We start from the raw sequence: 25,024 nt of genomic DNA, 5'->3' as shown, positions 1-25,024 counted from the left end.
GAGAAAACGCTTATTTTTTATGGTATGATAAGGAGTGTTATATTTTTTAAAATTTCAATCGTGTAGGAGGTTACTAAATGAGCAATACAAAATTAGGGTATTTACTAGCTGCTGCAAGCTGCATTATTTTGCTTAGCGGATGCGGTTCTGGTAAAGAAAAGACTGGCGAAACTGGTCAAAAATCAGCAAACAACGAACAAACATTTTCAGTTGTAGCAAAACAAGAAATTCCATCGATCGATGCTTCGGTCACAAACGATGTTGTCGGGTGGGGTGTGCTAAAAAATACAGGTGAAGGATTATTCCGTGCAGATAAAGAAGGAAAACTGGTTCCAGCAGGTGCAAAAGAAATGCCGAAAGTCAGTGAAGATGGCTTGGTCTATACGTTTAAACTACGTGAAGATGCAGTCTGGTCAAATGGTGATCCTGTTGTTGCAAAGGATTATGTATATGGTTGGCAGCGGACAGTTGAACCAAAAACTGCTTCAGAAGTTGCGTATCTATTTGAATCAATCAAGAACTATCAAGCAATCATGGACGGTAAAACACCAGCAAAAGAATTAGGGGTCAAAGCATTGAACGACCATGAACTAGAAGTAACACTAGAATCACCTGTGCCATATATAGAATCATTATTGTCTTTACCACCATTTTTCCCGCAGAATGAAAAAATCATCAGCGAAAATGGGGAAAAGTATGCTAGTTCAAGTGATCATATGGTTTACAATGGACCGTTTGTATTGAGTGAATTTGAAGGAGCAGGAACAGATACTAAATGGGCATATGTGAAAAATGAGAAGTATTGGGACCAAGACAATGTGACGATGGAAAAAATCAATTTTGATGTCGTAAAAGAAGATGCGACAGCGTTAAATCTGTTTCAAGATGGCCAAACGGACGACATCGTTGTAACGGGTGAGCTAGCTCAGCAAATGGTAGATGATCCGGCATTTTTCTCACAAGATATGTCAAATGCGACATACGTAGAATATAATCAGACCAAAAAAGAATTCCAAAACGAAAATCTGAGAAAAGCAATTTCCTTTGCGTTAGATCGTCAAACGTTAGTCGACCAAGTCTTAGGTGATGGATCGATCGCAGCGACAGGCTTAGTACCGAAAAACATGTCGTTTAATCCAGAAACAGAAGCTGATTTCGTGAAAGATTCTGGTAATCATTTGAAATATGATCCAGAAAAAGCCAAAGAATACTGGGCTAAAGCAAAAACAGAATTAGGCATCGACACACTTAAAATCAATTTACTTTCATCAGATGCTGATTCTGCAAAAAAAGTGGTAGAATACATGCAAGGGGCCATTCAAGGAACCTTAAAAGGTGTGACTGTTGAAGTTTCATCTGTACCACTTTCGGTTCGCTTGGAACGTGGTAATAAAGGTGATTTTGATATGATTCTAGTAGGCTGGGGCGCGGAATACAATGATCCTAGCGTCTTTTTAGAATTATTTGTATCTGACAATATCAATAATAGTGGTAAATATAATAACAAAGAATTCGATCAATACTTGAAAGCGTCTGCTACAACAAATGCAGGTGATCCTAAAAAACGTTGGAATGATTTAATTGAAGCGGAAACTATTTTAATGGATACGATGGGCGTTTGTCCCGTTTATCAAAAAGCCGAAGCACATTTACGTAATCCAAAAATCAAAGGTATTTTACCTTCTGGCCCAGAGTACGATTATAAATGGACATCCATTAAAGAGTAACCGAAAATAGAAAAGAGGAATTTAAATGATTCATCGATATATCCAAGTGACAGGCACGGCATTTGAACGTGGCGTTGAAATCGGTAAGGTATTAAAAATGCAGATCGAAACAAACTTATCCAGTCAAAAATTATTTTACAAAGACCCTGCTGAAATCCTTGCTAAGTGGCTGGAAAAAGCGCAAGGTTATCTGGAATTCACAGAAAAATTCGCTCCAAATGTAGTCGCTGAAATGCGTGGCGTTGCACAGGGCAGCGGGTTGGATTTTCAAGAGATCCTCTATTTATATACGGTTTATGAACGATCCTTTTTTGATGAATTAATTAGCGATAAATGTACGTCGTTTGCTGTTAAGGGAAATGCGACTTTTGATGGTTCTGTGATTTGTGGTCAAACAAATGATGAGCGTCTTGATGAATATCGTTCTGAGGTTGATTGTGTTGTGCATCATATTGATCGTGACTCTGATTTTGAGGCATTGATTTACAGTCATCCAGGAATTCCAGCTTATATGGGAATGAACAATTATGGCTTAGCTGTAATGTGGACATATATCGATAATGGACAGCGTCAGGCAGGAATTCCAACTGCTGGAATCATCCGAGAGCTGATCAACAAAAAAAGTTTAAAAGAAGCACAAGAATACCTCTACAGCATTCCTCATGCTGTACCGAACCAATTTAGTTTATCTCATTCGACTGAAGGGATCGCAAGTTTTGAGTGTTTCCCAAATAAAATTTATGAACACGAGCCAGCAGATGTAATGATTCATGCCAATCATAATAGCATTGCCCTAGAAGAACCAGAAGAGGGCGGCTCCAAAACATCTCATTCTCGTTTTGAAGCAATGGAAGCAATCGTACATGAAAATGTTGGTATTATTGATGCAACGTTAGGCAAACAGTTTTTAGCTAATCATCGTAATTTTCCAAAAAGCGTTTGCAATCATCCGTCACCAGAACATCCCTTATCCAAGTCCTTGGCTTCGATGGTCTTCGATTTAGGGAAAGGTGAAATGCATTTAGCCTTTGGAAATGCGTGTGAGCAACCGTTTCATACTTATCAATTCAAGCAATGGTTTGGATAAAAAACAATCAATGTCTTTTTTGACATTGATTGTTTTTTTATCTTTTACGTTGCTTTAAAGTAGTAAGTAAGCGTGCCGTATGAAGCAATAATCCAGCATAATCAGCTTTTCTAATTTTTACATGGCCGTATAAACTATGCTCATATAAGGCTGTTAGTTGAATGAAGCTGCCATGAAATTCCGAATAATCCTGTTCAAACCGCTGAGCATAAAGCGCTAAGGGTTCTTCTGTGTCCCTAGGTAAAACATGTTCCACCTTACGCAATAATAGAACATAGGCGTTAGCAAATTGCTTAGGATGAATGTTGAGATATAGCCGAAAACGAAGCAAGAAAAAGTATTTTTTCAAAAAGAAACTGCCAACTACTGAGCCGATAATCAATAAGCCGATCCCGATGTTGCGTAAAATAGGAAGCCATTGTTTAGCCATAGAATCTTGCGGATTTTTTTTAGCTGATTGTTCTCTAGTGCTGCTAGAAGTAGTCACTGTTGAATTTTTTGTTTCAGAAGATGCAGATACGTCAGCTGAAGAGTTCGTTTGGCTAGTTGTGCTAGACGTACTAGATGCTGTGGACTGACTAACTTCATTGACAAAACTAGGTGTGGGCTCAAATGGAACCCAACCAAATCCTTCAAAATAAACTTCCGGCCAAGAATGGGCATCACTATTTTTAATCGTGTATTCTTGATAGTCTGAGTTTTTATTGTTGGTAATTTCCCCAGGAGAAAACCCCTTTGCCCAGCGACTGGAAATACCGATTGAACGAAGTAGGATCGTCATGGCACTGGAGAAATTGTCGCAGTACCCCACTTTTGACTCAAAAAGGAAATAATCAACATAATCTTCGTTTTGTGGAGTGAAAGGTGTGTCGGTTTTTGAATATCGGAAATCACCCTCTTGCTTTAGATAGCGTTCAATTGCTTTGACCTTATCGTAAAGCGTCTCTTGATCTTTGGTAAGTGAAATAGCCAGTTCTTCGACCCGTTTTGGCGTTGTAAGAGGAACGTGGGTATTTTTAGCATCTTGAGACGGCTGATAAGGAACTTGGGTTAGGGCTTCTTGGGTAAAGTTAGTTTTTTGCCAAGTAAGCTGGAGCGATGTAGGTTTCTTCAAAAAGTTGATTCGTTGCTTATCTTCGATTTGTTCTACTTGCCCAAGCTCATCTAAGGGAAGCGAAATAGTTCCGTAAGGATAAGGTAGATAATCATTTGGCGTATTAAAAGTCAATGTGATGTCAGTTTCATTAGCTAAAGCTCCTTGATATTCAGGATTAGTTGAAACGATCATCGGTTGCTCTACAGAAGTCGTGAGCAGTTCAGAAGTATTTTTCCAGCCTTTTCCTGTGTAATAATTTTTAGTTTCCACGCGCCAATAATGTTCACTCGTCTGTATTGCCGTAAAAAGAACGGTTTGATCATCAGACATTGGACCACCTAATTGGGCGTCATTTTCACTAAAACCAGCTTTAGATACAGTACTTTTACCATAGGCATCAATTTGATGGTAAATTCCTTGTCGATTTACATAATTACGAACGCCGGCAGTTTGAGTAAACAAAAAATTCTGTGATTGGGGAAAGAAAGCTAGGAAAAAATACGAGCACCCAACAAGCAGGACTAGAGCTGAGCCACTCACTAAAAATAATGCTCTTTTTTCTTTTCTAGCGACTAAATAAGGTGTCTGTTTCAATCCGTAAAAAAGCAAAGCAAAACTGATGATCAAAATGATTTGAAGACCTAAATTCACCTTATTAAAGACCGCTAACATAAGCAAATAGCCAATCAACAGCATAGAGCCGAATAACCAACGCTCATAGCGAATCAAAAGTCCGCTCAATAGGATCAGCAAAAAGAAAATAATTGCCAAAGCAAAAAAATCAGGCAAATAATTGATTTCACCACTGAGCATTTTCAGGTACGTATCCAGAATTTTCTGAACAAAATGCGCCAACCAAGACAAACCAAAAGAGTGGTGATCAGGAAAATAATAATAGAGCGTGAGCAAATAACTAAGTAAGTAAAATGGGAAAATAATTATTTGCTTTTTAACGAGTAAAGTCATAATACAAAGCAAAGCCAACATTCCAACAAAAAATATCGTCTTTTCTTGTGCTAGATTATAGACCTTTAAAAAAGGCAAACTAGCTGTTAGGAGTATGAAAAAACTCAGTACGGCAAAAGGCCATTTCTCTTTTAACCTATTTCTCAAGTATATGACCTCCTTTATTGATCACCTGCACGTGATCCTTCCAATATAAAGAAAGAGCTTCACCCTCAAATGAGATTAAAAAGACATTATTATTTCTAGTTAGAGCATATAGTTGTTCCATCAAATGCTCTGTTTTGTGTGGCGCAAAAATCACGATGTTTTTATTGGTCCAAACAGGTAAATCGTCTACTTCTGATAAAGGTGTTGCCGACGCCAGAATCATTTCTCTCGGTGTATCAGATGGAAAATCTGCTATGATTGTTTGTTGAAAAGACAACTTATTTTCAACTAGCTGAATAAATGAATAGTAAATAGATAGGACTTCCTCAAATTTTTCATGTGCGAAGCCATAAAATACAAAATGAGTATCTGTTTCCGATTCATGTTCATACTCTTTAACGATCAATTCATTTCTTTTTCCAGACTGCTTCCAGTCAACTAAATGAAAAGAATCACCTATTTGGTAGCTGCGAAAATTTCGAATTGAAAAGGTTTGATTTCCAAATGGGCTAGCCAAATCAGACGATAGATTCAATAGCTGCTGGTAAACTTGTTCCGCTAAATGTAACTGTAGCGCAGGCATGACCACAAAAGGACCTTTTGCTGTTGTCCTGATACGTTTGGAAAATAGTCGAAAAAGATCGGTGCTGACAAAATCAAAGGCAAGCTCTTGGAAAACGCCTCTTTGAGAAGGAGACCATTCAAAAATCAATTCCTGTTTTTGACCGGAATATAACGCTAGATAATGCGTGTTTGTTGAACTATTTGGACTGAAAAAAATCATTAGTGTTGGAATCGGCCAAAGGGTTGGACGATAACGAAAGACTTCTATTTCAATGCTGCTAGATTGGTCAACTCTGTAGATCGAGCGTTCTGTTGATTGAATCTGAATCTTTTTTAGCGATGGAAGTAAGGTCGCAAGATCCAACAACAACAGAAACGTCAAGAAGAAAAACAATAGCCAACCAGTTGAATTGTTAAAAATGATCGTATATAAAAAAGTGACAATGTAAAAAATAAGGATACCGATCATACGTATAAGGTTGTTACTTTTATAGCGTTTCATGGCTATTTCCTGATCGGAACAGGTACTCGACGGATGATCTGTTCAAAAATGTCTTGTAATTGTTCTTGCGAGGCTGTTTGCGTTCCTTTTAATAATAGTCGATGGCCAAAAGTAGCTGGTAAAATATACTGTAAATCATTAGGTGTGACGTACCCCCGACCTTCAGTCAAAGCAAAAGCTTTCGCTGCCCGAATGAACGAAACTGATCCACGGGGACTGACGCCAAGAGCTATTCCATCGTGATTTCGAGTAGCATGTACTAATTGGAGTGCATATCTAGCTACAATAGGGTCAACATAAATGTCCTCGATGATTTTCTTTAGCTGACTAATTTCAGAGGTGTTCAAAATTTGTTGTACGTGATTCAGTTCATTGCCAGTTTGCTTCAAAATCAAGTTTAATTCATCTGAAAATTCAGGGTAGCCGATGTGAAGCTTAAATAAAAAACGATCAAGCTGGGCTTCAGGCAACGGATATGTCCCTTCGTAATCCAAAGGGTTTTGTGTTGCTAAAACAAAGAAATGTTCATCCAATGGATAAGTATGATTATCGATCGTAACATGATTTTCAGACATTGCTTCTAATAAAGCGGCCTGAGTTCTAGGGGTTGTTCGATTGATCTCATCTGCTAATAGAACTGTTGAAAATACTGGTCCATGATGAAATTCAAAGGTTTGAGTCGCTGTATTATAGATAGAAACGCCTAAAATATCGCTAGGAAGTAAATCTGGTGTAAATTGAATTCGATTAAACTTGCCGTGTGTAGCTTTGGCTAATGTTTTTACCATCATCGTTTTCCCAACACCAGGAATATCTTCGAGTAAAACATGACCACTTGCTAAGAAAGCGGTCACAGTTAGTTGTATGATATCACGTTTCCCCAAGATAACTTTTTCCATTTCATCAATTAATAGCGTAATTTTTGTGTGTGCAGATTCAAGCATATTGTGTGATCTCCTTATCGTAAAAGTCATATAGACAAGTTTATAAAGCTAGATAATATGTGTATTTATTTTATTGTATCGGTAACATTCGTTCAGTGCAAGATGTCATAAGAGTTTCTTAAGATAGTCTAGAAAAGTTCTGATAAAGCAAGCAAATCAATATTAATCTTAAAAGATTGGGTTCATACTAGTGGATAAAGAACTAAACGGAGGGGAAACTTAATGGATGAACACAAACACATGAAGGTGGTCGGTTTTTTTGAAGGATTACCGATTACAGATGAAGCAAGTTTTATTGATGAACGCAGACACATACCGATTCCTGAACCCAGAGATATTCTTGTAAAAGTCAAAGCAGTTTCTGTAAATCCTGTCGATGCAAAATTAAGACAAGCAACGAAGAAGCAAAAAGAGTTAAAGATTTTGGGTTTTGATGGTGTTGGGGAAGTTGTCGCAATGGGTAAGGATGTAAAAAAATTTTCTGTTGGTGATCGCGTTTATTATGCAGGAACGACTCAACGATCAGGGAGTAACCAAGAATACCAGTTAGTACACGAAGCGATTGCAGCTCTAGCTCCTAGCCATTTGAATGATCAAAATGCAGCGACTTTACCGCTCACTTCATTGACAGCGTATGAACTATTGTTTGAAAAATTCGGTTTGATCCCGCAAGAAAATGCCAATCAAGGAAAAACGATTTTAGTGATCAATGGGGCCGGGGGTGTTGGATCGATTTTAACGCAACTGGCACACTGGGCTGGAATGACAGTATATGCTACAGCTAGCCCCAAAAATTTTGACTGGTTAATAGAAAATGGTGTAGATTATCCACTTGATTACCATAAAGATTTAAAGCAACGCTTCGCTGAGTTAGCAGTTCAGAACGTGGATCATGTTGCTGTTTTGTTTGATATCATTCCTTACTTTAGTGTAATCGCTGAATTAATCAAACCATTCGGGCACATAGGCACGATCGTTGGGATAGAAGAACCGCTAGACATCAGTATTTTGAAAAATAAATCTGTTAGTTTTGATTGGGAGTATATGTTTGCTAAAACGGATTATGGCTACCAAATGGAAACTCAAGGCGAAATCCTCGCTGTGATTGCTCAGCTGGCAGACGCAGACAAGATCACTCCAACTATTGGAAAAATATATTCAAGTGGGATCAATGCGGGAAACTTGAAAAAAGCAACGGCCGATGTAGAAGCAAGGCATATGCGTGGCAAAGTAGTTATTAGTGGGCCATTCAATGGGGAGATAGAAGAGCAACAATAAAGAAAGTTATAGTAACTTGACACTTTTTATGGGAAAATGATAGAAATGAACCCTTAGGAGAGTCAGGAGTGAGCGAGAATGAGTAAATTATATATCAAGCAAAAAGTGTTTAGTTTAGGCGGCCATTTTACTGTGAAAGACGAAATGGAACAAGACAAATACTTTGTTGAAGGCAGCTTTTTATCAATACCAAAAGTCTTTACGATCAAAGACTTGAATGGAAATACGATTGGTACGATCACTAAAAAAGTGTTTAGTTTATTGCCAAAATTTTTTGTTGCTGTAGACGGCAAAGAGCAACTAACGATCGAGAAAAAATTTACGTTTCTTAAAGCTCGTTACCTGATAGAGTCAGAAGATTTAGAGATTCAAGGTGACTGGTGGGACAAGCATTTCCAGATTACACAGCAAGGTAAAATTGTTGCTACGATCAATGAAAAATGGTTTACCTGGGGAGATACATTTGAAGTGGAGATCCATGATGAATCGCTAGAACACACGATCATCTCATTGGTGATTGCAATCGATTTTGTCAAACAAGAAGAGTCGGCAAGTTCATCAGGACAATAAAAATACAAAGGCGGACAAAAGGATACTTTCACTTTTGTCCGCTCTTGTATTTTTATTTAGTGAAGATCTATTTTTTTTGTTTCACTTTTTTTAAAACGTATTGATAATTAACGAATCCAATAAGCAATATACCTAGAAATAACCAAGCATAGCTTGATTGTTCACCAGTAGCAGGGAGTTTCTTTTTAGCTGAGGTATTTATTTTTGTCGCTTGGTTGTTGCTACTAGAAGGGATAGTTTCTTGTCCAATTGAATTTTTTGTGTCTTTTTCAGCACTTGGTGTGGTTGTTTCAGTTGTTTCGGAAGAGCTGGTAGATTCAGTAGAATCTGTGTTGTCTTCATCTTTGACATAAACATAAGTGACTTGCTGCTCTTCTTTAGTGAACGTACCTGTTGAGTTGCCGTTAACTTCTTTAAATGTATAGCCTTTAAAGACGAGTTGTTCCGTTGTAAAAGGGTTTCCGACTGTGCCGGTTTGTACTATTTCTTTAATTTCCTTACCGGTTGTATCTACATAATGAGCAACCACTGTTCCTTCTATTTCAATGATCGGTGCAGATGTCTTTTTGTAAACGAAGGTCACGATCTGTTCTTGATCAGAAAAATGGCCAGATGCGTTAGTAGGAATTTCTGTCAGCTCATAATCTGGGATTACTGGTGCTGGGATATCAAATGTTTGACCGACTAAACCGGCAAGCATTTCGCTTGGTAACAGCTCTTTTCCAGTAGTATCTTGATAATGGATCGTTACAGGCTGGCCATCATCAAGGACGTTGAATTGGTGTAAATAGGTTCCAGATGAAATAGCGTAAAAAGTAAATCCTGGCGGTTGAGCGTAGGAGCCTGCTGGATTATTTAAACGAGCATTGTATTCAAAGGTAGAAAGATTTGCAAACTCATCTTCTGTTACACCTGAAATAGTAATGCCTTGATCAGTGATTTGTAAACGACTTGCAGGTAATTGTGTGCCATTAAAATCAAGATAGGTATTGCTAGCAGAATTCGATGTTGTAAATGGTGGTACATAACCATCGAAATTTGTCATACGATTTGGCATCAGTGCAAAGGGAATGAACAATGTTTCTTGGTCAAAGTTATAATCTAAAGAAGAACGACCGATTGTTGTGGGTAAATCAGTGCGTCCTGTATTTTGTCCGAATGCTGCTAGATTATTAAGGACTGGAAACGCATTGATCACGGTAAAATCTGTGATCCCACAAAACTGCACAGAAAGTGACGTTAGATTGGGAAGTGCTTTAAAAGGTGCAATGGTTGTGATATTCATATTTGAATCCATGTAAATACGTGTTAATGAAGTCAGCTGGGCAATTTTAGGTAAAACATCATCATCAATACTGGTTGAGGCTACACTAAGATTTGTCAGTTCAGTATTCTTACTTAAATCAGGGAAGTTAGCACTAGTTAAACTTTTTGTTTGAAGCGTAACATAAGTTAGGGAAGATAATTGTTCTAAAGGACTAAAATCAGTGATACCATTGTCTGTATTCATATAGATAGAAGTTAAATTTGTAGCGTGTTCTAATCCAGAAAGGCTAGTAATTTGCGTTGAATTGAGATCAAGATAGGTTAGACGATCCATGTCTGCTTGCGTCAGTTCGCTATTTGCAGGTAATCCTAGCTTTGCTAGGATTGCTTGTTTTAAAATTGGATCAGCAATAGTGATCGTATCGGCTCTTGGTTCAACGGATTTTGCGGTAGCCTCTTCGCTTGTAGTGTCTGTTGTCGAAAGTGTTACTTCGCTCGCTTCTGGTATTGCGGTTGACTCATCTTTTTCTGGGGTAGAACTTTCTGCTGTTGCTGAAGAATCAGCTGTCGTATCTCCCGTCTCTGGATTTTCTTGAGGTTGAGAAGGACTGACTTGCTCAGTGTCAGCTGTATTATCTTCAGCGAATACAAGAGATGTTGTGAGCAAAGTGGGAGCCAAGAGCGCAAGCAGCATAACTGTGCGGATTGACGTCCGCTTATGTATTGGTGTGATGGGACTGTTTTTCATATGTGTTTCCTCCGTTTTTAATAATATGGTGTGTGATGATAACAAAAAAATATTGTTATCACACCATTCTATCATAAAAATATCTAAAAAATTAAATTATTTTTTCAAAATATATATATAATTAATAAATAATGACTTTGACTGTTTAAAATAAAGGAGGGGTTATTGTTTGTTTTGATTAAAAAAGATTAAAAAATTAGAAAAAGGATATAAGCAAAAAGGTGACAAGTTTTAAAAGGGTAGATTATAATAAGAGTGCCTTGTTAAGTAAAAGTTGAAGCAAAGCGGAACGTTGTTACTATATATTATCTAGCTTTACAGGCTAGCCTCTCGGGAAAAAGATGAAAAATAATTATGACCAAAAACGTCATTCTTATTTTCCCCTATTTTTCAGTCGGAGTTAAACGAGCCTGTTCAGCTTTTAAATTAAGGAGTATCTCATGTCATTAAAACAAAAAATCATAGCAGAGAGTAGACGCTTGGGGATCGATAAAATCGGTTTTGCTTCAGCAGAGCCTTTCTATGAACTGGAAGAGTCGTTAAAAGAGCAAAGAGAACGTGGTTTCAACTCTGGTTTTGAGCATCAGGTGATCGAAGAACGGATTTATCCGGAGAGAACATTTGAAAACCCGAAAACGATTATTTCGATTGCATTAGCTTATCCTACTAAAATAGATGGAAAAGTTCCGAGAGATGAAAAAAGAGGGATGTTTGCCCGCGCTTCATGGGGAATTGATTATCATGATGTTCTACGAGATCGGTTGTCAAAATTGATCGCATTTATTCAAACACAAGCTCAAGGTCTTGAAGAAACTGAAAGTTGGCGTTTTGCTCCTCAAGTGGATACGGGAGAATTAGTGGATGTAGCTGTAGCCCAGCGTGCAGGTTTAGGATTTATCGGCAGAAATGGATTATTGATCACGGAAGAGTTCGGCTCCTTTGTTTACTTAGGAGAAATTGTGACCAATATTGCTTTTGAAGTGGACAAGCCAGTACCATTTGGCTGCGGTGATTGTACACGGTGTGTTACAGCGTGTCCTACGCAAGCCCTTCTAGGAAATGGCAGCATGAATGCCAAAAAATGTTTGTCCTATCAAACGCAAACCAAAGATATGATGCCAGAAGAATACCGGAAAAAAATGCATAATGTGATCTATGGCTGTGATATCTGCCAGCTTGTTTGTCCATATAATCGTGGCAAGGATTTTCATTTTCATAAAGAAATGGAACCGGAAGTTGATACTGTTTACCCTAAATTAAAGCCGATGCTTAGCATTTCTAATAAAGAATTTAAGGAAACATTTGGACATCTTTCAGGATCGTGGCGAGGTAAAAAGCCGCTGCAAAGAAATGCTTTGATTGCACTAGCTAATTTAGGTGACCGCAGTGCGTTACCAGAGATTTATAAGTGTGCAACAGAAGACGTGCGTCCTGTGATCAGAGGGACAGCTGTCTGGGCAATTGGAAAATTAGGAAATAAAGAAGCAGAAAAATGGTTAGGGATTTTATATGATTTATTGAAAGTAGAGCCGGAAGAAGAGGTACTTGAAGAAATCAGAAATGCCATTAAAAAATTAGAAAAATAAATGTAAAATACAAGAAATCAAACTTATAGAAAAGAGGTTACTTCTGATCCCACCGTTTATTCGGATTTAAAGCCCTGTACAAAACTAAAAATTAGTTTTGTACAGGGCTCTTTTTAATCGTTAACTAAGAAAATTAAGCTTTCGCAGCTTCTTTAGGTTCGCGGCCCAAAATAGCTTGCAAGACTGTTAAGACACCATATGAAGCTAAAATTGTGTAAATCAAGCTAGAATATGTTGAAATATCAAAATCCCACGTTTTGTAAATAACTAAAACAATTGCTAAAACAATAGCTGCAAGAACGTTGAAGAATGCGAATGCCCATAGATTTCCATTTTCTTTACGAGAAAGATAATAGATCGAAAACCATAAACTTAATACACCCCAAGCGATGCAGACCAAAATAGCTGCCCAATAAATAATAAATGCTACCACGAAGTTTCACCTCACTTTTATACACTAAGTATTCTATCACGTTCTCTTTTGTTTGTCATGAAAAGACAGTGAAAAAGCTTGGCATAGATATCAAGTAAAGCAGTCAATTGTCTGTTATTATTAAAATGAGGGATAACTATAAGGAGTCAGGTTATTCTAGTTTTATTTTCATTTGATCCAAATAATTTTTTCTATCTAGTGACTATTTAGGCTATAATAAACCTATCGGGAGATGAAATGATGCAAACAATTGATGAGAAAAAAGCCATAAACCTGATCGAACAAGCACAGAAAATCGTATTTTTAACGGGTGCAGGTGTTTCTACAGCCTCTGGTGTACCAGATTATCGTTCATTATCTGGAATTTATCAAGGGATCGAACGACCTGAATATTTGCTAAGTCAGACGTGCATGAGTAATGAACCAGAGAAATTTTATTCATTTGTCAAAACAATGTATCATCCAAACGCACAACCAAATAGTATTCATCTGAAAATGGCAGAGTTAGAAAGAGTTAAAGCTGTTGGGGTCATCTCTCAAAATATAGACGGACTTCATAAGGCAGCAGGCACTCAGCATTTAGTCAATTTTCATGGAGATTTATATGAGTGCTATTGCCGGAAATGTGGACAGACGCTCTTAGCAAAGGAGTATTTATTATCGGATCAACACGCTCAGTGCGGCGGTCAAATTCGTCCAAATATTGTTTTGTACGAAGAAGGCTTGGACGAACAAGTGATAGCAACATCGATCAAAGAAGTCGCAGCAGCAGAATTGATCGTGATCGTTGGAACGAGTTTTCAAGTGCATCCATTTTGTGACTTGATACATTATGCCTCAAAGCAGGCTGAGGTATTAGTAATCAATCAAACAGCCATCCCATTAAATCAACAAGCCTATTTTCTAAAAGAAGATGCCATTCAGGTTTTTGAAAATCTAATGATAGAGGAGCTTTAATATGGAAGAAATTAAATCAGAACGACAAAAAATGATCGACGGTGAATTGTATTTTGCAGCAGATCCAGAATTAACTACTGCACGCAAGTTTGCCCGTGAACAAATGAAATTGATCAACAAGGAAGAAGATCGCTTGATTCGTAAACAATTAGTTGAAGAAACCTTTGGGACAACTGGTACAGGCAGTTATATTGAACCGACAATCAGCTTTGATTACGGATTTAATATTCATGTGGGGAAAAACTTTTATGCAAATTTCAATAGTATTTTTCTAGATATTTGCCCAATCACAATCGGAGATAATTGTATGTTTGGACCCAATGCCCAACTATACACAGCAACGCATCCATTACATCCAGTTAAAAGAAATAGCGGGTTAGAATATGGTAAGCCGATTACTTTAGGAAACAATGTTTGGCTTGGCGGTGGCGTTGTGATCACGCCTGGCGTAACGCTAGGGGATAACGTCGTCGTAGCAGCTGGAGCTGTCGTGACTAAATCATTTCCAGATAATTGTGTGATTGGCGGCAATCCTGCGAAGATCATCAAAGAAATCGAATTAGACGAAAAACGTTCCCCACTAACGATTCAACGAGATAAAATCAATGCGTTGGATAAACAGATCGCCGCTTTATTAGAAGAGCGTTTGACCGTAGTCGACGCGATTGCAGAAATCAAGAAATCAACAGAGCAACCAGTCTTAGATACGTCAAGAGAACAAGAAGTCTTAGAGACGATCAGTGGTTATGTTGGGAATGAACGTTACAAAGAAGCCGTCAAAGAAACTTATCAAGGAATCATGGATGTATCAAAACGATTTCAACAGCAGCAGATGGATTAAACTGACAGGAGGAAAATGAATGGACGGAGAACAAAGACGGACTTTGATTTTGCTTGAGTTAGAAACAGCAGAAAAACCAGTTAGCGCTAGTCGTTTTGCTGGCAAGTTCAATGTCAGTCGCCAGATCATAGTTGGTGATGTGGCACTTTTAAGAGCCTCAGGTCATGAAATCATCGCGACCGCTCGCGGCTATTTACTGGAAACAGAGAAAGCAAGGCAAGGGATCACTCTAAAAATCGCTTGCCAGCATATACCTGAACAAACGGCAGATGAATTGCAGACGATTGTTTCTTTAGGTGGAGAGATCATTGATGTGGTAGTGGAACATCCAATTTATGGTGAGTTAACTGGTGGGTTGCACATCCGTACAACAAAAGAAGTAGAGGAATTTATCAAAGCGTATCAAAATAGCCGTGCTTCTTTGTTATCTGAGTTAACGGCTGGGATTCATTTACACACGATTCGTTGTGAAAATGAAGAGATGGTAACGACGATTAAACAAGCATTGGAGCAAAAAGCTATTTTGTATAAAGGGTAAAAAAAGGAATTAGATGCAGACAAACTTTTACGATGTCTACATCTAATTCCTTTTTTGGTCTTATTTAAACATGGATACAATAAAACAATGAATTTCAGTGGCCTTCTTCAAAGCTATTCGCAATCCAAATTATACTTTCACTATTATTGTTGGCCGTCGTCAAGCTTTTAAGGGAGTCCTTACATTTATTCCCTTCATTTGTTTAGGAGTTTTGATATAGACCAATGTTGATTGTTTTAAAAATACGTATAAAATATCCAACTTCTATTTACTTTTATGTTTTTATAGATATAATGTAAGCGTAACCAAAAAATAAGGAGTGATTTTTTAGTGAGTAGACCAATCGATATTTACAACACGACGGATGATGCTTATCAATTGTATATTGACGGTAAATGGACAAAAGGTTCAGGAGATCGACTGATCACAAGTTACAATCCCAGCAATGGTGAAAAATTGGCCGATTTTGTTGATGCAACGCACGCGGATGTTGATCAAGCAATCGCAGCAGCGCAAGCTGCATTTGTGACTTGGAAAGATGTGGATGTTACTACACGTAGTAAGCTATTGTTGGAAATAGCTGATTTGATCGATGCAAATACAGAGCACTTGGCATTAGTAGAAACGTTGGATAATGGTAAACCGTTGCGTGAAACTTTATCGATTGATGTTCCAGCCACAGCGGATCATTTCCGGTATTTTGCTGGTGTGATTCGTGGAGAAGAAGGGACCGTAAAAGATTTTGATCAGGATACACTGTCTCTTGTGATCAAAGAACCAATTGGTGTTGTAGGGCAGATCATTCCATGGAATTTTCCATTACTAATGGGTGCGTGGAAGTTAGCGCCTGCTATTGCTGCTGGGAATACAGTGGTCATTCATCCTTCTTCGACAACTTCTTTAAGTTTACTTGAATTATTTAAATTACTGGATCAGGTTTTGCCAAAAGGTGTTGTGAATTTAATCACAGGTAGAGGCTCCGATTCTGGAAATTACATGTTGGAGCATCAAGGATTTGATAAATTAGCCTTTACTGGATCGACAGAAGTTGGATATACGGTAGCTAAGGCTGCGGCTGAGAAATTGATCCCGGCAACGTTAGAATTAGGCGGGAAATCCGCCAATATTATTTTTGATGATGCAAATTGGGAGCGGGCTTTAGAGGGCGTTCAACTAGGTATTCTATTCAATCAAGGACAGGTTTGCTGTGCGGGTTCACGTGTCTTTGTTCAAGAAGGAATCTATGACGATTTTGTCGCAGCGCTAAAAGAACGATTCGAAAAAATAAAAGTAGGACTTCCTTGGGAAGAGGGCGTACAAATGGGCGCTCAAATCAATGAGAAACAACTAAAAGATATTTTAAACTATGTCGAGATTGGTACAAAGGAAGGCGCTAAGTTAGTTACTGGAGGACATAAAATTACCGCAGACGGTCTAGATAAAGGGGCCTTTTTAGAGCCGACCTTATTAGCTGATGCCAATAATGCCATGTGTATTGCACAAGAAGAAATATTTGGGCCTGTAGCAACTGTTATGAAGTTTAAATCCGAAGAAGAAGTAATTGCTTTAGCGAATCAATCTGATTATGGATTAGGTGGAGCAGTCTTTTCACAGGACATTAATACGGCACTACGTGTAGCCCGTAAGGTTAGAACTGGGCGGATGTGGGTCAATACGTATAATCAATTGCCTGCTGGAGCTCCGTTTGGTGGGTATAAAAAATCTGGTATTGGGCGTGAAACACATAAATCGATGCTGGATGCGTATACTCAAATGAAGAATATTTATATTGTGACCAAAGAAGAATCGGATGGTTTGTACAATTAACGAAAGAGGTTGCTTCTGCTACCATCGTTTATTCAGATTTAGAGCCCGGAACAAAACTGATTTTTTAGTTTTGTCCTGGGCTCTAAAACCGAATAAACGGCGAGAAAAAAGCAGCTCCTTCGGAAATAAGCTGGAATTCACAAAAATTTGAAGAGCAATTTTCGTAAATTCCAGCTTATTTCTCGGAGCTAAACACTTTTGTCTCGGCCTCTCTTTAGACTTAATTATTTTCAGCTTCAAATTTTTCAAAAGCAGATTTGATCACTTCTTTTAACGCATTTGCAGAAGCATTCATACGATCTTTTTCTGAATCAGTCAACGGAATTTCAATGACTTGCTTGATACCCTGACGGTTGATCACAGCTGGTGCACCGATATAGATATCATTTTGTCCATACTCGCCATCTAAATAAACAGAAAGTGGGAAGACAGAATCTTCATCATCTAAAATCGCTTTGGTAATACGTGCTAAGGCCGCAGCGATTCCATAGAATGTCGCGCCTTTTTTCTCGATGATCGAATAAGCTGCATCTCGTACGTTAAAGAATAGATTAACCATTGCTTCTTCATCGACATCTGGATTATTTTTGACCCATTCGTAAATTTGTAAGCCGGCCACATTAGCGTGAGACCAGACTGGAAATTCAGTATCACCATGTTCGCCTAGAATATAAGCATGGACGTTACGAGCATCCACATCAACTAATTCAGCGATTGCTTGACGGAAACGAGCGGAATCAAGGGATGTTCCAGAACCAATAACGCGTTCCTTTGGAAATCCTGAGAATTTCCATGTAGAATAAGTTAAAATATCAACTGGATTGGCAGCGACTAAGAAAATACCGCTAAAACCAGAATCAACGATTGCTGTGACGATTTGTTTGTTGATCTTTAAGTTTTTATGCACTAAATCAATACGTGTTTCGCCAGGTTTTTGTGCGGCACCAGCGGTTAAAACAACAAGATCAGCGTCATGACAATCATCATAAGTAGCTGCATAAATCTTTTTAGGAGAAGTAAAAGCTAACGCATGAGATAAATCAGCGGCATCTCCTTCAGTTTTCTTTGTATCTATATCAATAATACCAACTTCTTGAGCAATATTTTGAGTGACTAAGGCAAAAGCGTAACTAGATCCGACAGCGCCATCTCCAACTAAAATTACCTTTTGGTGGTCTTTGTTTCCTACTGCTGCAGTCATGTGTATCATTCCTTTCAGATAATTGTTTTATCACAATGATAATACCACCGTTTGTGAGGTTTGTCACGTTTTTTGTTTATTTAAATAATACAGTTTTTAGAGGTGTTTCATAAGAAAACTCTTTCATGTGCGATAATTCACTATTTTAGGATTTTAATGACTTTTGATTAGGTCAAATAAAGCTTACGGCTTTTTTAAGAATTTAAAAGATTCGGAAAACATCTATTTTATGGTATAATTGTAAAAAAACTGGGCAGAGGATTTTCCTGCTCGGGTATTTTGTGTTGGAGAATGAATATTTGGTGCAAAGCACCTTTTGTTAAGGAGAATATAGATAAATGAAAATGATCGTTGGATTAGGCAATCCAGGCAGTAAGTATCGAGAAACAAAACATAATATTGGCTTTATCACTTTGGATGAAATTGCTCATCGCTACAATGCTACCTTTAACAGTAGTCAATTTGAAGCAGATATCGCTGAATTTTTTATAGGAACAGAAAAGATCATGTTGGTCAAACCTCTCACATTTATGAATGAGTCAGGTCGTTCTGTTGGACCTTTAATGACATATTACGGAGTTGAAGACGAAGAGTTGATCGTGATTTATGATGATTTGGATTTAGAAATCGGTAAAATTCGTTTACGTGAGAAAGGCAGCGCTGGCGGACACAACGGGATTAAAAGCTTGATTGCCCATCTGGGAACAAATGTATTTCCGCGCATCAAAATCGGCATTGGCCGACCGATCGGCAGTAATACTGTTGTTCATCATGTTTTGACAGGTTTTCCCAAAGAAAAACACGAAGAAATTTTGCTAGCAGTAAAAAACGCAGCTGATGCAGCAATCTATGCTTGTGAGGGACATACATTTGTAGACACAATGAATCAGTTTAATGGGAAATAAATAGAAGCTTTGATTGGTTTTAAGAGCTATCCTCTCGAGAAAAAGATGAAAAATGAATGTGGTAAAAAGCATCTCATTCTTTTTTCTCTATTTTTCAGTTGAGACTAAACGAGCCCACTACGCTTTTAAATTTAGGAGGAGTCTAACGTGAACATCATTGAACGAATTGGTGCAAGTGAATTAGCCCGAGATTGGCAAATGCAGTTAACAGGAAATGCCCGCCAATTGATTACAGGCTTAGCTGGCTCAGCCAAAACATTGGTCATGACCAGTGGCTTTAAACAACAAAATAAAAAAGTCGTTGTGGCAGTTCCAAATCTTTATTATGGAAACCAGCTAGTTGAAGACTTTCGTAATATTTTATCGGACGAAGAAGTATATTTATTTCCTGTGGATGAAGTGTTATCAGCTGAGATGGCTTTTTCTTCCCCTGAAGCAAGAGCAGAAAGAGTCGCAGCACTTAACTTTCTTCTAACAGATCAAGCGGGAATCATAGTGGTCCCGGTGGCTGGTTTAAGGAAGTATTTACCGAGTAAACAAACATGGGAACAAGCTCAACTTCACTGGGAACTAGGTGGAGAAATTGAGTTGGACACTTTAGCACAGCAGTTAGTATTAATGGGCTATGAGCGTGAGTCTCTAGTTGGCAAACCAGGAGATTTTAGCATTCGAGGAAGTATTGTGGATGTCTATCCGCTGAATTCTGAATATCCAGTTCGAGCAGAATTATTTGATATCGAAATTGATTCTTTGCGCTACTTTGAGGCAGATACACAACGATCAGTTGGCAATATTGAATCTGTGACACTATCTCCAATGACCGATCTAGTCTTTTCAAAAGCGGATTTGGTTTATGGTGAAAAACAGCTGACAAATGCACTGGAAAAAAGAGTAGCGGTTGCTAAGGATGCGACTGAAAAGGAATTTCTGCAAGATTATTTTGGTCAACTAGCAACGTCATGGGGTCAAGGAATTCCAACTGATACAGCCCATTACTACACTGACTTATTATATGAAACAAAAACAACATTGCTTGATTATCTACCAGAAGATAGTTTGATATTTGTTGATGATTATGCTCGCATTTTAGAAGCAGAACGCGAGATTATTCGTGAAGAAAATGAGTGGCAAGTACTTAAATTAGAAGAAATGCGGGTTTTTCCTGAACAGACTTTTGGTTTAGAATTTCATGACCAAGTAAGGAAAATGACTTTTGCAACAACGTTCTTTTCATTGTTTCAAAAAGGGATGGGCAATCTGCGTTTTCAAGCTGTCCATAACTTTCAATACCGCTCCATGCAGCAATTCTTTGGACAAATGCCGCTATTAAAAACTGAAATGGATCGTTGGCAAAAACAAGATCAGACAGTTGTAGTATTTGTTCCAACGAAAGAACGTAGTCAAAAAGTGGAAGAGCTGTTTCGTGATTTTGATATTTCAAGTGTGACAGCTTCAGCTGATAAACTAATAGAAGGAAAAATTCAAATCGTTGAAGGTTCCTTGCAGTCAGGTTTTGAATTGCCTGTTGAAAAAATCGTTGCCATCACCGAAAAAGAGATTTTTCATACAACAACGAAAAAAAGAGCAAGACGTCAGACTGTTTCAAATGCAGAACGATTAAAAAGTTATAGCGATCTAAAAAACGGTGACTATGTTGTCCATGCAAATCACGGGATCGGTAAATATATTGGGATGCAGACCTTGGAAGTTGATGGCGTTCATCAAGATTACATCACGATTTTATATCAAAATGACGATAAGTTGTTCATTCCAGTGACTCAATTGAACTTGATTCAAAAATTTGTCGCTTCGGAAGCAAAATCACCGAAAGTCAATAAATTAGGTGGCAGTGAATGGAGTAAAACAAAACGTAAAGTTACGTCTAAAATCGAAGATATCGCAGACGATCTGATTCAATTGTATGCATCAAGAGAATCCGAAAAAGGCTACGCTTTTCCACCTGACGATGCGTATCAAAAGGAATTTGAAGACGCGTTTCCATACAGTGAAACGGATGATCAATTACGAAGTACGGCTGAAATCAAGCATGATATGGAAAAAACACGACCGATGGATCGTTTATTGGTCGGAGATGTGGGGTATGGAAAGACTGAAGTTGCTTTGCGTGCAGCATTTAAGGCTATCAATAATAATAAGCAAGTTGCTTTTTTAGTTCCTACCACGATTTTAGCGCAGCAACATTATGAAACGATGTTGGATCGTTTTGAAGGGTTTCCCGTTGAAGTGGGCTTGTTAAGTCGCTTTAGAACGAAAAAACAGCAAAGCGAAACCATCGAAAAAATCAAACATGGTCAGGTGGATATTGTCGTAGGCACCCATCGCTTACTTTCCCAAGACGTGAAGTTTAGCGATTTGGGTCTACTGGTAATCGATGAAGAACAGCGCTTTGGTGTTAAACATAAAGAACGATTGAAACAATTGCGGGCACAAGTCGATGTTTTGACCTTGACGGCAACGCCAATTCCAAGAACCTTGCACATGTCGATGCTTGGCGTACGCGATCTTTCAGTAATTGAAACACCACCGGAAAACCGCTATCCGATCCAAACCTATGTGATGGAAAATAATCCTGGAGCAATCAGAGAAGCAATCGAAAGAGAAATGGCACGAGATGGTCAAGTTTTTTATTTGTATAATCGTGTAGATACAATCGAGCAAAAAGTTGAAGAGATTCAAGCATTGGTACCAAATGCTAGAATAGCTTATGCTCACGGGCAAATGACAGAGGTTCAACTAGAAAATACGTTGTTTGATTTTATTGAAAGACAATACGATGTGTTAGTGACAACAACGATCATTGAAACGGGTGTTGATATTCCTAATGCCAACACGTTGTTTGTAGAAAATGCTGATTACATGGGCTTATCTACTTTGTATCAATTACGAGGTAGGGTGGGACGAAGTAATCGTGTAGCGTATGCTTATTTTATGTATGAACAACAAAAGATTTTAAATGAAGTCAGTGAAAAACGTTTAGAAGCAATCAAGGATTTCACTGAATTAGGTTCTGGGTTTAAAATTGCGATGCGGGATCTATCGATTCGCGGAGCAGGGAATTTATTAGGAGCGCAGCAACATGGCTTTATCGACTCTGTCGGTTTTGATATGTATTCACAAATGCTTTCAGAAGCTGTTGCCCGTAAACAAGGGAAAAACATTCAAGATCAAAAGACATCTGTTGAGATCGATTTGGGAATTGATGCTTACTTGCCAACCGATTATATTTCAGATGAGCGTCAAAAAATTGAAATTTACAAACGAATTCGTCAGTTAGAAAATATGGACATGTATGATGAACTTGAAGCAGATTTACTTGATCGCTTTGGAGAGTATCCAGATGAAGTAGCTCATTTACTGACTACAGGACAAATCAAAATGGACGGCGACCGTGCTTTGGTTGAAACGATTCGCAAGCGACAGCAGGAAATCACTTTTACCTTAAGTAAAATCGGTACAAAAACATATAACGTTGAGCAAATCTTTGAAGCGTTATCTCATACACAACTAAAAGCGGATCTTGCTGTTGATAAAGAAAAAATGTCTGTTCGTTTGAAAGTGCCTAAAGATATGAAAGAAGCTACTTGGTTACAGGAAGTAGCGTTGTTTACTACAGCGTTGAGACAGGAAAAGTATAAGACGATTGCTGTTGAAGAAGAATAAAAATTGCGGACTACTAAACTCTCGGGAAAAAGATAAAAATAGAGTGAGGTAAAAAACACCTCAATCGATTTTTCCTATTTTTCAGTCAGAGCTGAATGAGCTCATTACGCTTTTAAACTTATCTAGCTTCATGAGCTAGTCTCTCGGGAAAAAGATAAAAATAGAGTGAGGTAAAAAAACACCTCAATCGATTTTTCCTATTTTCCATTCGAGACTAATCGAGCTCATTACGCTTTTAAAATAGGAGGTCAACGAATGGCACACAAAGAGATGCGGTCGATGATGCAAGGGGCGGCTATTTTAACTGTTGCATCGTTTATTGCTAAAGTACTAAGTGCGGTTTATCGAGTGCCTTTTCAAAACTTAGTTGGTGATGAAGGGTTTTATGTTTATCAACAAGTGTATCCAATTTATGGTATCGCGATGACTTTAGCTTTATCAGGATTGCCGCAGTTTATTTCTAAAATTGTAGCGGAACAATCGGAAATTAGTGGGCAGAAAAAAGTGTTACAACAGCTATTTCCTTTTGTTTTTATGGTCGCCGGTTTTTGTTGGGCATTTTTCTTTTTTGGAAGTCATGAAATTGCCTTTATGATGGGAGATTATCACTAGCGTCTTTAATTCAAGTTGTTTCTTTTACATTTTTATTAGTTCCTATCTTGTCGTTTTACCGTGGCAACTTTCAAGGCCATCTAATGATGATTCCAAGTGCCGTTTCCCAAGTGATCGAACAGCTTGTACGTGTAGGCGTGATCTTAGTTGCGGCATATTCTTTTAGCAAATTCGGTTGGTCGGTCTATCAGACAGGGACGATCGCAATGGGTGGTGCTTTATTCGGTGGTGTCGTTGCGGCAGGGATTCTTTGGTATTATGATCGGAAAATTCGTGTAGGCAGCTCAGCGTATCTTACTCAGTGGAAAGTTGAAAAAGGGTCCGGGAAATTATTTGGACGCTTATTAGTAGAAGGTGGGATCGTCTCTTTATACAGTGCGTTTTTGATCTTCTTTCAATTAATTGATTCTTTTTTGTTAAGAACTCCTTGGTTGCGGCAGGCATCAACGACTCAGCCGCAAAAATCGATAAAGGAGTCTATGATCGTGGTCAGCCCCTAGTTCAATTAGGTTTAGTTGTTGCGCTGGCATTGAGCTCAAGTTTTTTACCTGCGTTGACAAAATATTTCATGAGCAAAGAACATGGACGCTTTTTACAAGCGGCTAAAATCTTTTTACGTTTGACTACAACGATTGCAGCAGCAGCTTCAATCGGTTTAGCGTTATTGTTGCCATATATAAACTTTGCTTTATTTAAAGACTATAAAGGCAATGGTGTTTTAGGGATATATGTGTGTGCGATTGCATTTATGGCAGTCATTCAAGCGTACCAAAGTATTTTACAAAGCCGAAATCAATTTCTCACAGCCATGGTTTCAGCTGGAATCGGTTTATTGACCAAGCTTTGTTTAACAAGTTATTTGACCTACGTCTGGGGAACGCTTGGTGCGAGTGTTTCAACGATTGCAGGCTTGTTAGCTACATTACTTTTATTAATAGTTTTTTCGAAAAAGGAAATCAATCGTTTTATTGTAGAAAACCATTTCTTGAAAAAGTTAATTCTTAGTTTAGCAACGATGGGAATTATGTTACTCTGTTATCAAGGGGTAATTGCTATTCTTTTAGGAACTGTTGCACATCGTGGGCAGGCATTAGTTATTGCGATAATTGGGGTCTTAATTGGTGGTGCAACGTTTATTTATATGATTATTAAAATACAACTATTTACAATTCGGGAATGGTTGACATTGCCGTTTGGAGCGAAAATATTAAGAATGAAGAGGTAAGATAGATGCGTTTAGATAAATTTTTAAAAGTTTCACGTATTATTAAAAGAAGACCTGTAGCTAAAGAAGTTGCGGACAAAGGTCGGATTCAAATCAATGGTATCTTAGCCAAGTCGTCAAGTAACGTAAAAATTGGTGATCAAGTGAAGATTCAATTTGGCAATAAAATCTTAGAAATAGAAGTACTTGAACTTCGTGATTCAACGAAAAAAGAAGATGCCGAAAAGATGTATCAGATTATTTCTGAGAAAAGAGTCGAAAATAGTGATAATTTAGATTAGACAAGCTTCTTAGATGTTGGTATAATAAGACAGACAAACCAA

At 38.0% G+C, this 25,024-nt stretch carries 18 protein-coding genes and 1 pseudogene; 13 read left to right on the top strand and 6 right to left on the bottom strand.

Annotation, left to right across the window (positions count from 1 at the left end; translation table 11 throughout):
* The first annotated feature begins 77 nt into the window (after positions 1-77).
* On the top strand, positions 78-1,727 hold the full coding sequence (locus V192_RS0116505; RefSeq protein WP_025873407.1) for a peptide ABC transporter substrate-binding protein: 1,650 nt from the start codon (positions 78-80) through the stop codon (positions 1,725-1,727).
* A 25-nt stretch (positions 1,728-1,752) separates the two neighbouring features.
* A complete protein-coding gene (locus tag V192_RS0116500) occupies positions 1,753-2,814 on the top strand; it encodes a C45 family autoproteolytic acyltransferase/hydrolase (protein ID WP_025873406.1) in 1,062 nt (353 codons plus the stop codon).
* Positions 2,815-2,851: 37 nt separating this feature from the next.
* Here V192_RS0116500 and V192_RS0116495 read toward each other — a convergent pair whose 3' ends face one another.
* Genes V192_RS0116495 through V192_RS0116485 form a run of 3 tightly spaced genes read right to left on the bottom strand, consistent with a single transcriptional unit; the run spans position 2,852 to position 7,033 of the window.
* Positions 2,852-5,023 carry a DUF4129 domain-containing transglutaminase family protein gene (locus tag V192_RS0116495; protein ID WP_025873405.1) on the bottom strand — a complete coding sequence of 724 codons (2,172 nt, stop codon included), beginning with the start codon at positions 5,021-5,023 and terminating at the stop codon, positions 2,852-2,854.
* Complete coding sequence (locus V192_RS0116490; protein WP_025873404.1) at positions 5,013-6,089, bottom strand: DUF58 domain-containing protein; 1,077 nt, start codon at positions 6,087-6,089, stop codon at positions 5,013-5,015. Before V192_RS0116490 ends, V192_RS0116495 begins: the two co-directional genes overlap by 11 nt.
* A 2-nt stretch (positions 6,090-6,091) precedes the next feature.
* A complete protein-coding gene (locus V192_RS0116485) occupies positions 6,092-7,033 on the bottom strand; it encodes an AAA family ATPase (protein WP_025873403.1) in 942 nt (313 codons plus the stop codon).
* A gap of 222 nt (positions 7,034-7,255) precedes the next feature.
* On the opposite strand from V192_RS0116485, the gene V192_RS0116480 reads away from it, so the two are divergent.
* Both V192_RS0116480 and V192_RS0116475 read left to right on the top strand, forming a co-directional pair.
* Positions 7,256-8,311: a zinc-binding alcohol dehydrogenase family protein gene (locus V192_RS0116480; RefSeq protein WP_025873402.1), complete on the top strand. Its 1,056-nt coding sequence runs from the start codon at positions 7,256-7,258 to the stop codon at positions 8,309-8,311.
* A 78-nt stretch (positions 8,312-8,389) separates the two neighbouring features.
* Positions 8,390-8,881 (top strand): LURP-one-related/scramblase family protein, encoded by a 492-nt coding sequence (locus V192_RS0116475; protein ID WP_025873401.1) that lies wholly within the window; start codon positions 8,390-8,392, stop codon positions 8,879-8,881.
* Positions 8,882-8,948: 67 nt separating this feature from the next.
* Here V192_RS0116475 and V192_RS0116470 read toward each other — a convergent pair whose 3' ends face one another.
* Positions 8,949-10,895, bottom strand: a complete 1,947-nt coding sequence (locus V192_RS0116470; protein ID WP_025873400.1) for a MucBP domain-containing protein — start codon at positions 10,893-10,895, stop codon at positions 8,949-8,951.
* Positions 10,896-11,335: 440 nt separating this feature from the next.
* On the opposite strand from V192_RS0116470, the gene queG reads away from it, so the two are divergent.
* Positions 11,336-12,481 (top strand): tRNA epoxyqueuosine(34) reductase QueG, encoded by a 1,146-nt coding sequence (gene queG, locus V192_RS0116465; RefSeq protein ID WP_025873399.1) that lies wholly within the window; start codon positions 11,336-11,338, stop codon positions 12,479-12,481.
* A gap of 133 nt (positions 12,482-12,614) precedes the next feature.
* Here the strand turns inward: queG and V192_RS0116460 are convergent, their stop codons facing one another.
* Positions 12,615-12,914, bottom strand: a complete 300-nt coding sequence (locus V192_RS0116460; RefSeq protein WP_025873398.1) for a hypothetical protein — start codon at positions 12,912-12,914, stop codon at positions 12,615-12,617.
* 240 nt (positions 12,915-13,154) lie between these two features.
* On the opposite strand from V192_RS0116460, the gene V192_RS0116455 reads away from it, so the two are divergent.
* From V192_RS0116455 to V192_RS0116440, 4 genes are all read left to right on the top strand, one after another.
* Positions 13,155-13,871 (top strand): NAD-dependent protein deacylase, encoded by a 717-nt coding sequence (locus V192_RS0116455; RefSeq protein WP_025873397.1) that lies wholly within the window; start codon positions 13,155-13,157, stop codon positions 13,869-13,871.
* Between the two features lies 1 nt (position 13,872).
* Positions 13,873-14,712, top strand: coding sequence for a chorismate mutase (locus V192_RS0116450; RefSeq protein WP_025873396.1), 840 nt, complete (start codon positions 13,873-13,875; stop codon positions 14,710-14,712).
* A gap of 19 nt (positions 14,713-14,731) precedes the next feature.
* Positions 14,732-15,250, top strand: a complete 519-nt coding sequence (locus V192_RS0116445) for a transcription repressor NadR (RefSeq protein WP_025873395.1) — start codon at positions 14,732-14,734, stop codon at positions 15,248-15,250.
* A gap of 330 nt (positions 15,251-15,580) precedes the next feature.
* Positions 15,581-17,077 carry an aldehyde dehydrogenase family protein gene (locus tag V192_RS0116440; RefSeq protein WP_025873394.1) on the top strand — a complete coding sequence of 499 codons (1,497 nt, stop codon included), beginning with the start codon at positions 15,581-15,583 and terminating at the stop codon, positions 17,075-17,077.
* Between the two features lie 220 nt (positions 17,078-17,297).
* On the opposite strand, the gene V192_RS0116430 is transcribed toward V192_RS0116440, so the two are convergent.
* Entirely contained in the window at positions 17,298-18,278 is a 981-nt protein-coding gene (locus V192_RS0116430; protein WP_025873392.1) for an L-lactate dehydrogenase, read from the bottom strand.
* A 338-nt stretch (positions 18,279-18,616) separates the two neighbouring features.
* Between V192_RS0116430 and pth the strand changes: the two genes are divergently transcribed.
* The 4 genes and pseudogenes from pth (at position 18,617) to V192_RS0116410 (ending at position 24,982) form a co-directional block, all read left to right on the top strand.
* Positions 18,617-19,183, top strand: a complete 567-nt coding sequence (pth, locus tag V192_RS0116425) for an aminoacyl-tRNA hydrolase (RefSeq protein ID WP_025873391.1) — start codon at positions 18,617-18,619, stop codon at positions 19,181-19,183.
* 147 nt (positions 19,184-19,330) lie between these two features.
* Positions 19,331-22,864, top strand: coding sequence for a transcription-repair coupling factor (gene mfd / locus V192_RS0116420; RefSeq protein ID WP_025873390.1), 3,534 nt, complete (start codon positions 19,331-19,333; stop codon positions 22,862-22,864).
* A 255-nt stretch (positions 22,865-23,119) separates the two neighbouring features.
* Positions 23,120-24,701 (top strand): annotated as a pseudogene (locus V192_RS20515) (putative polysaccharide biosynthesis protein).
* Between the two features lie 5 nt (positions 24,702-24,706).
* The gene (locus V192_RS0116410; protein ID WP_010763793.1) at positions 24,707-24,982 is read left to right on the top strand and encodes an RNA-binding S4 domain-containing protein; all 276 of its coding nucleotides are present in this window, start codon (positions 24,707-24,709) and stop codon (positions 24,980-24,982) included.
* Positions 24,983-25,024 lie beyond the last annotated feature (42 nt).

This window comes from Enterococcus crotali (assembly GCF_000633635.1).
Classification (GTDB): Bacteria; Bacillota; Bacilli; order Lactobacillales; family Enterococcaceae; genus Enterococcus_L; species Enterococcus_L crotali.
This window is presented reverse-complemented; position numbering and strand designations above follow the sequence as displayed.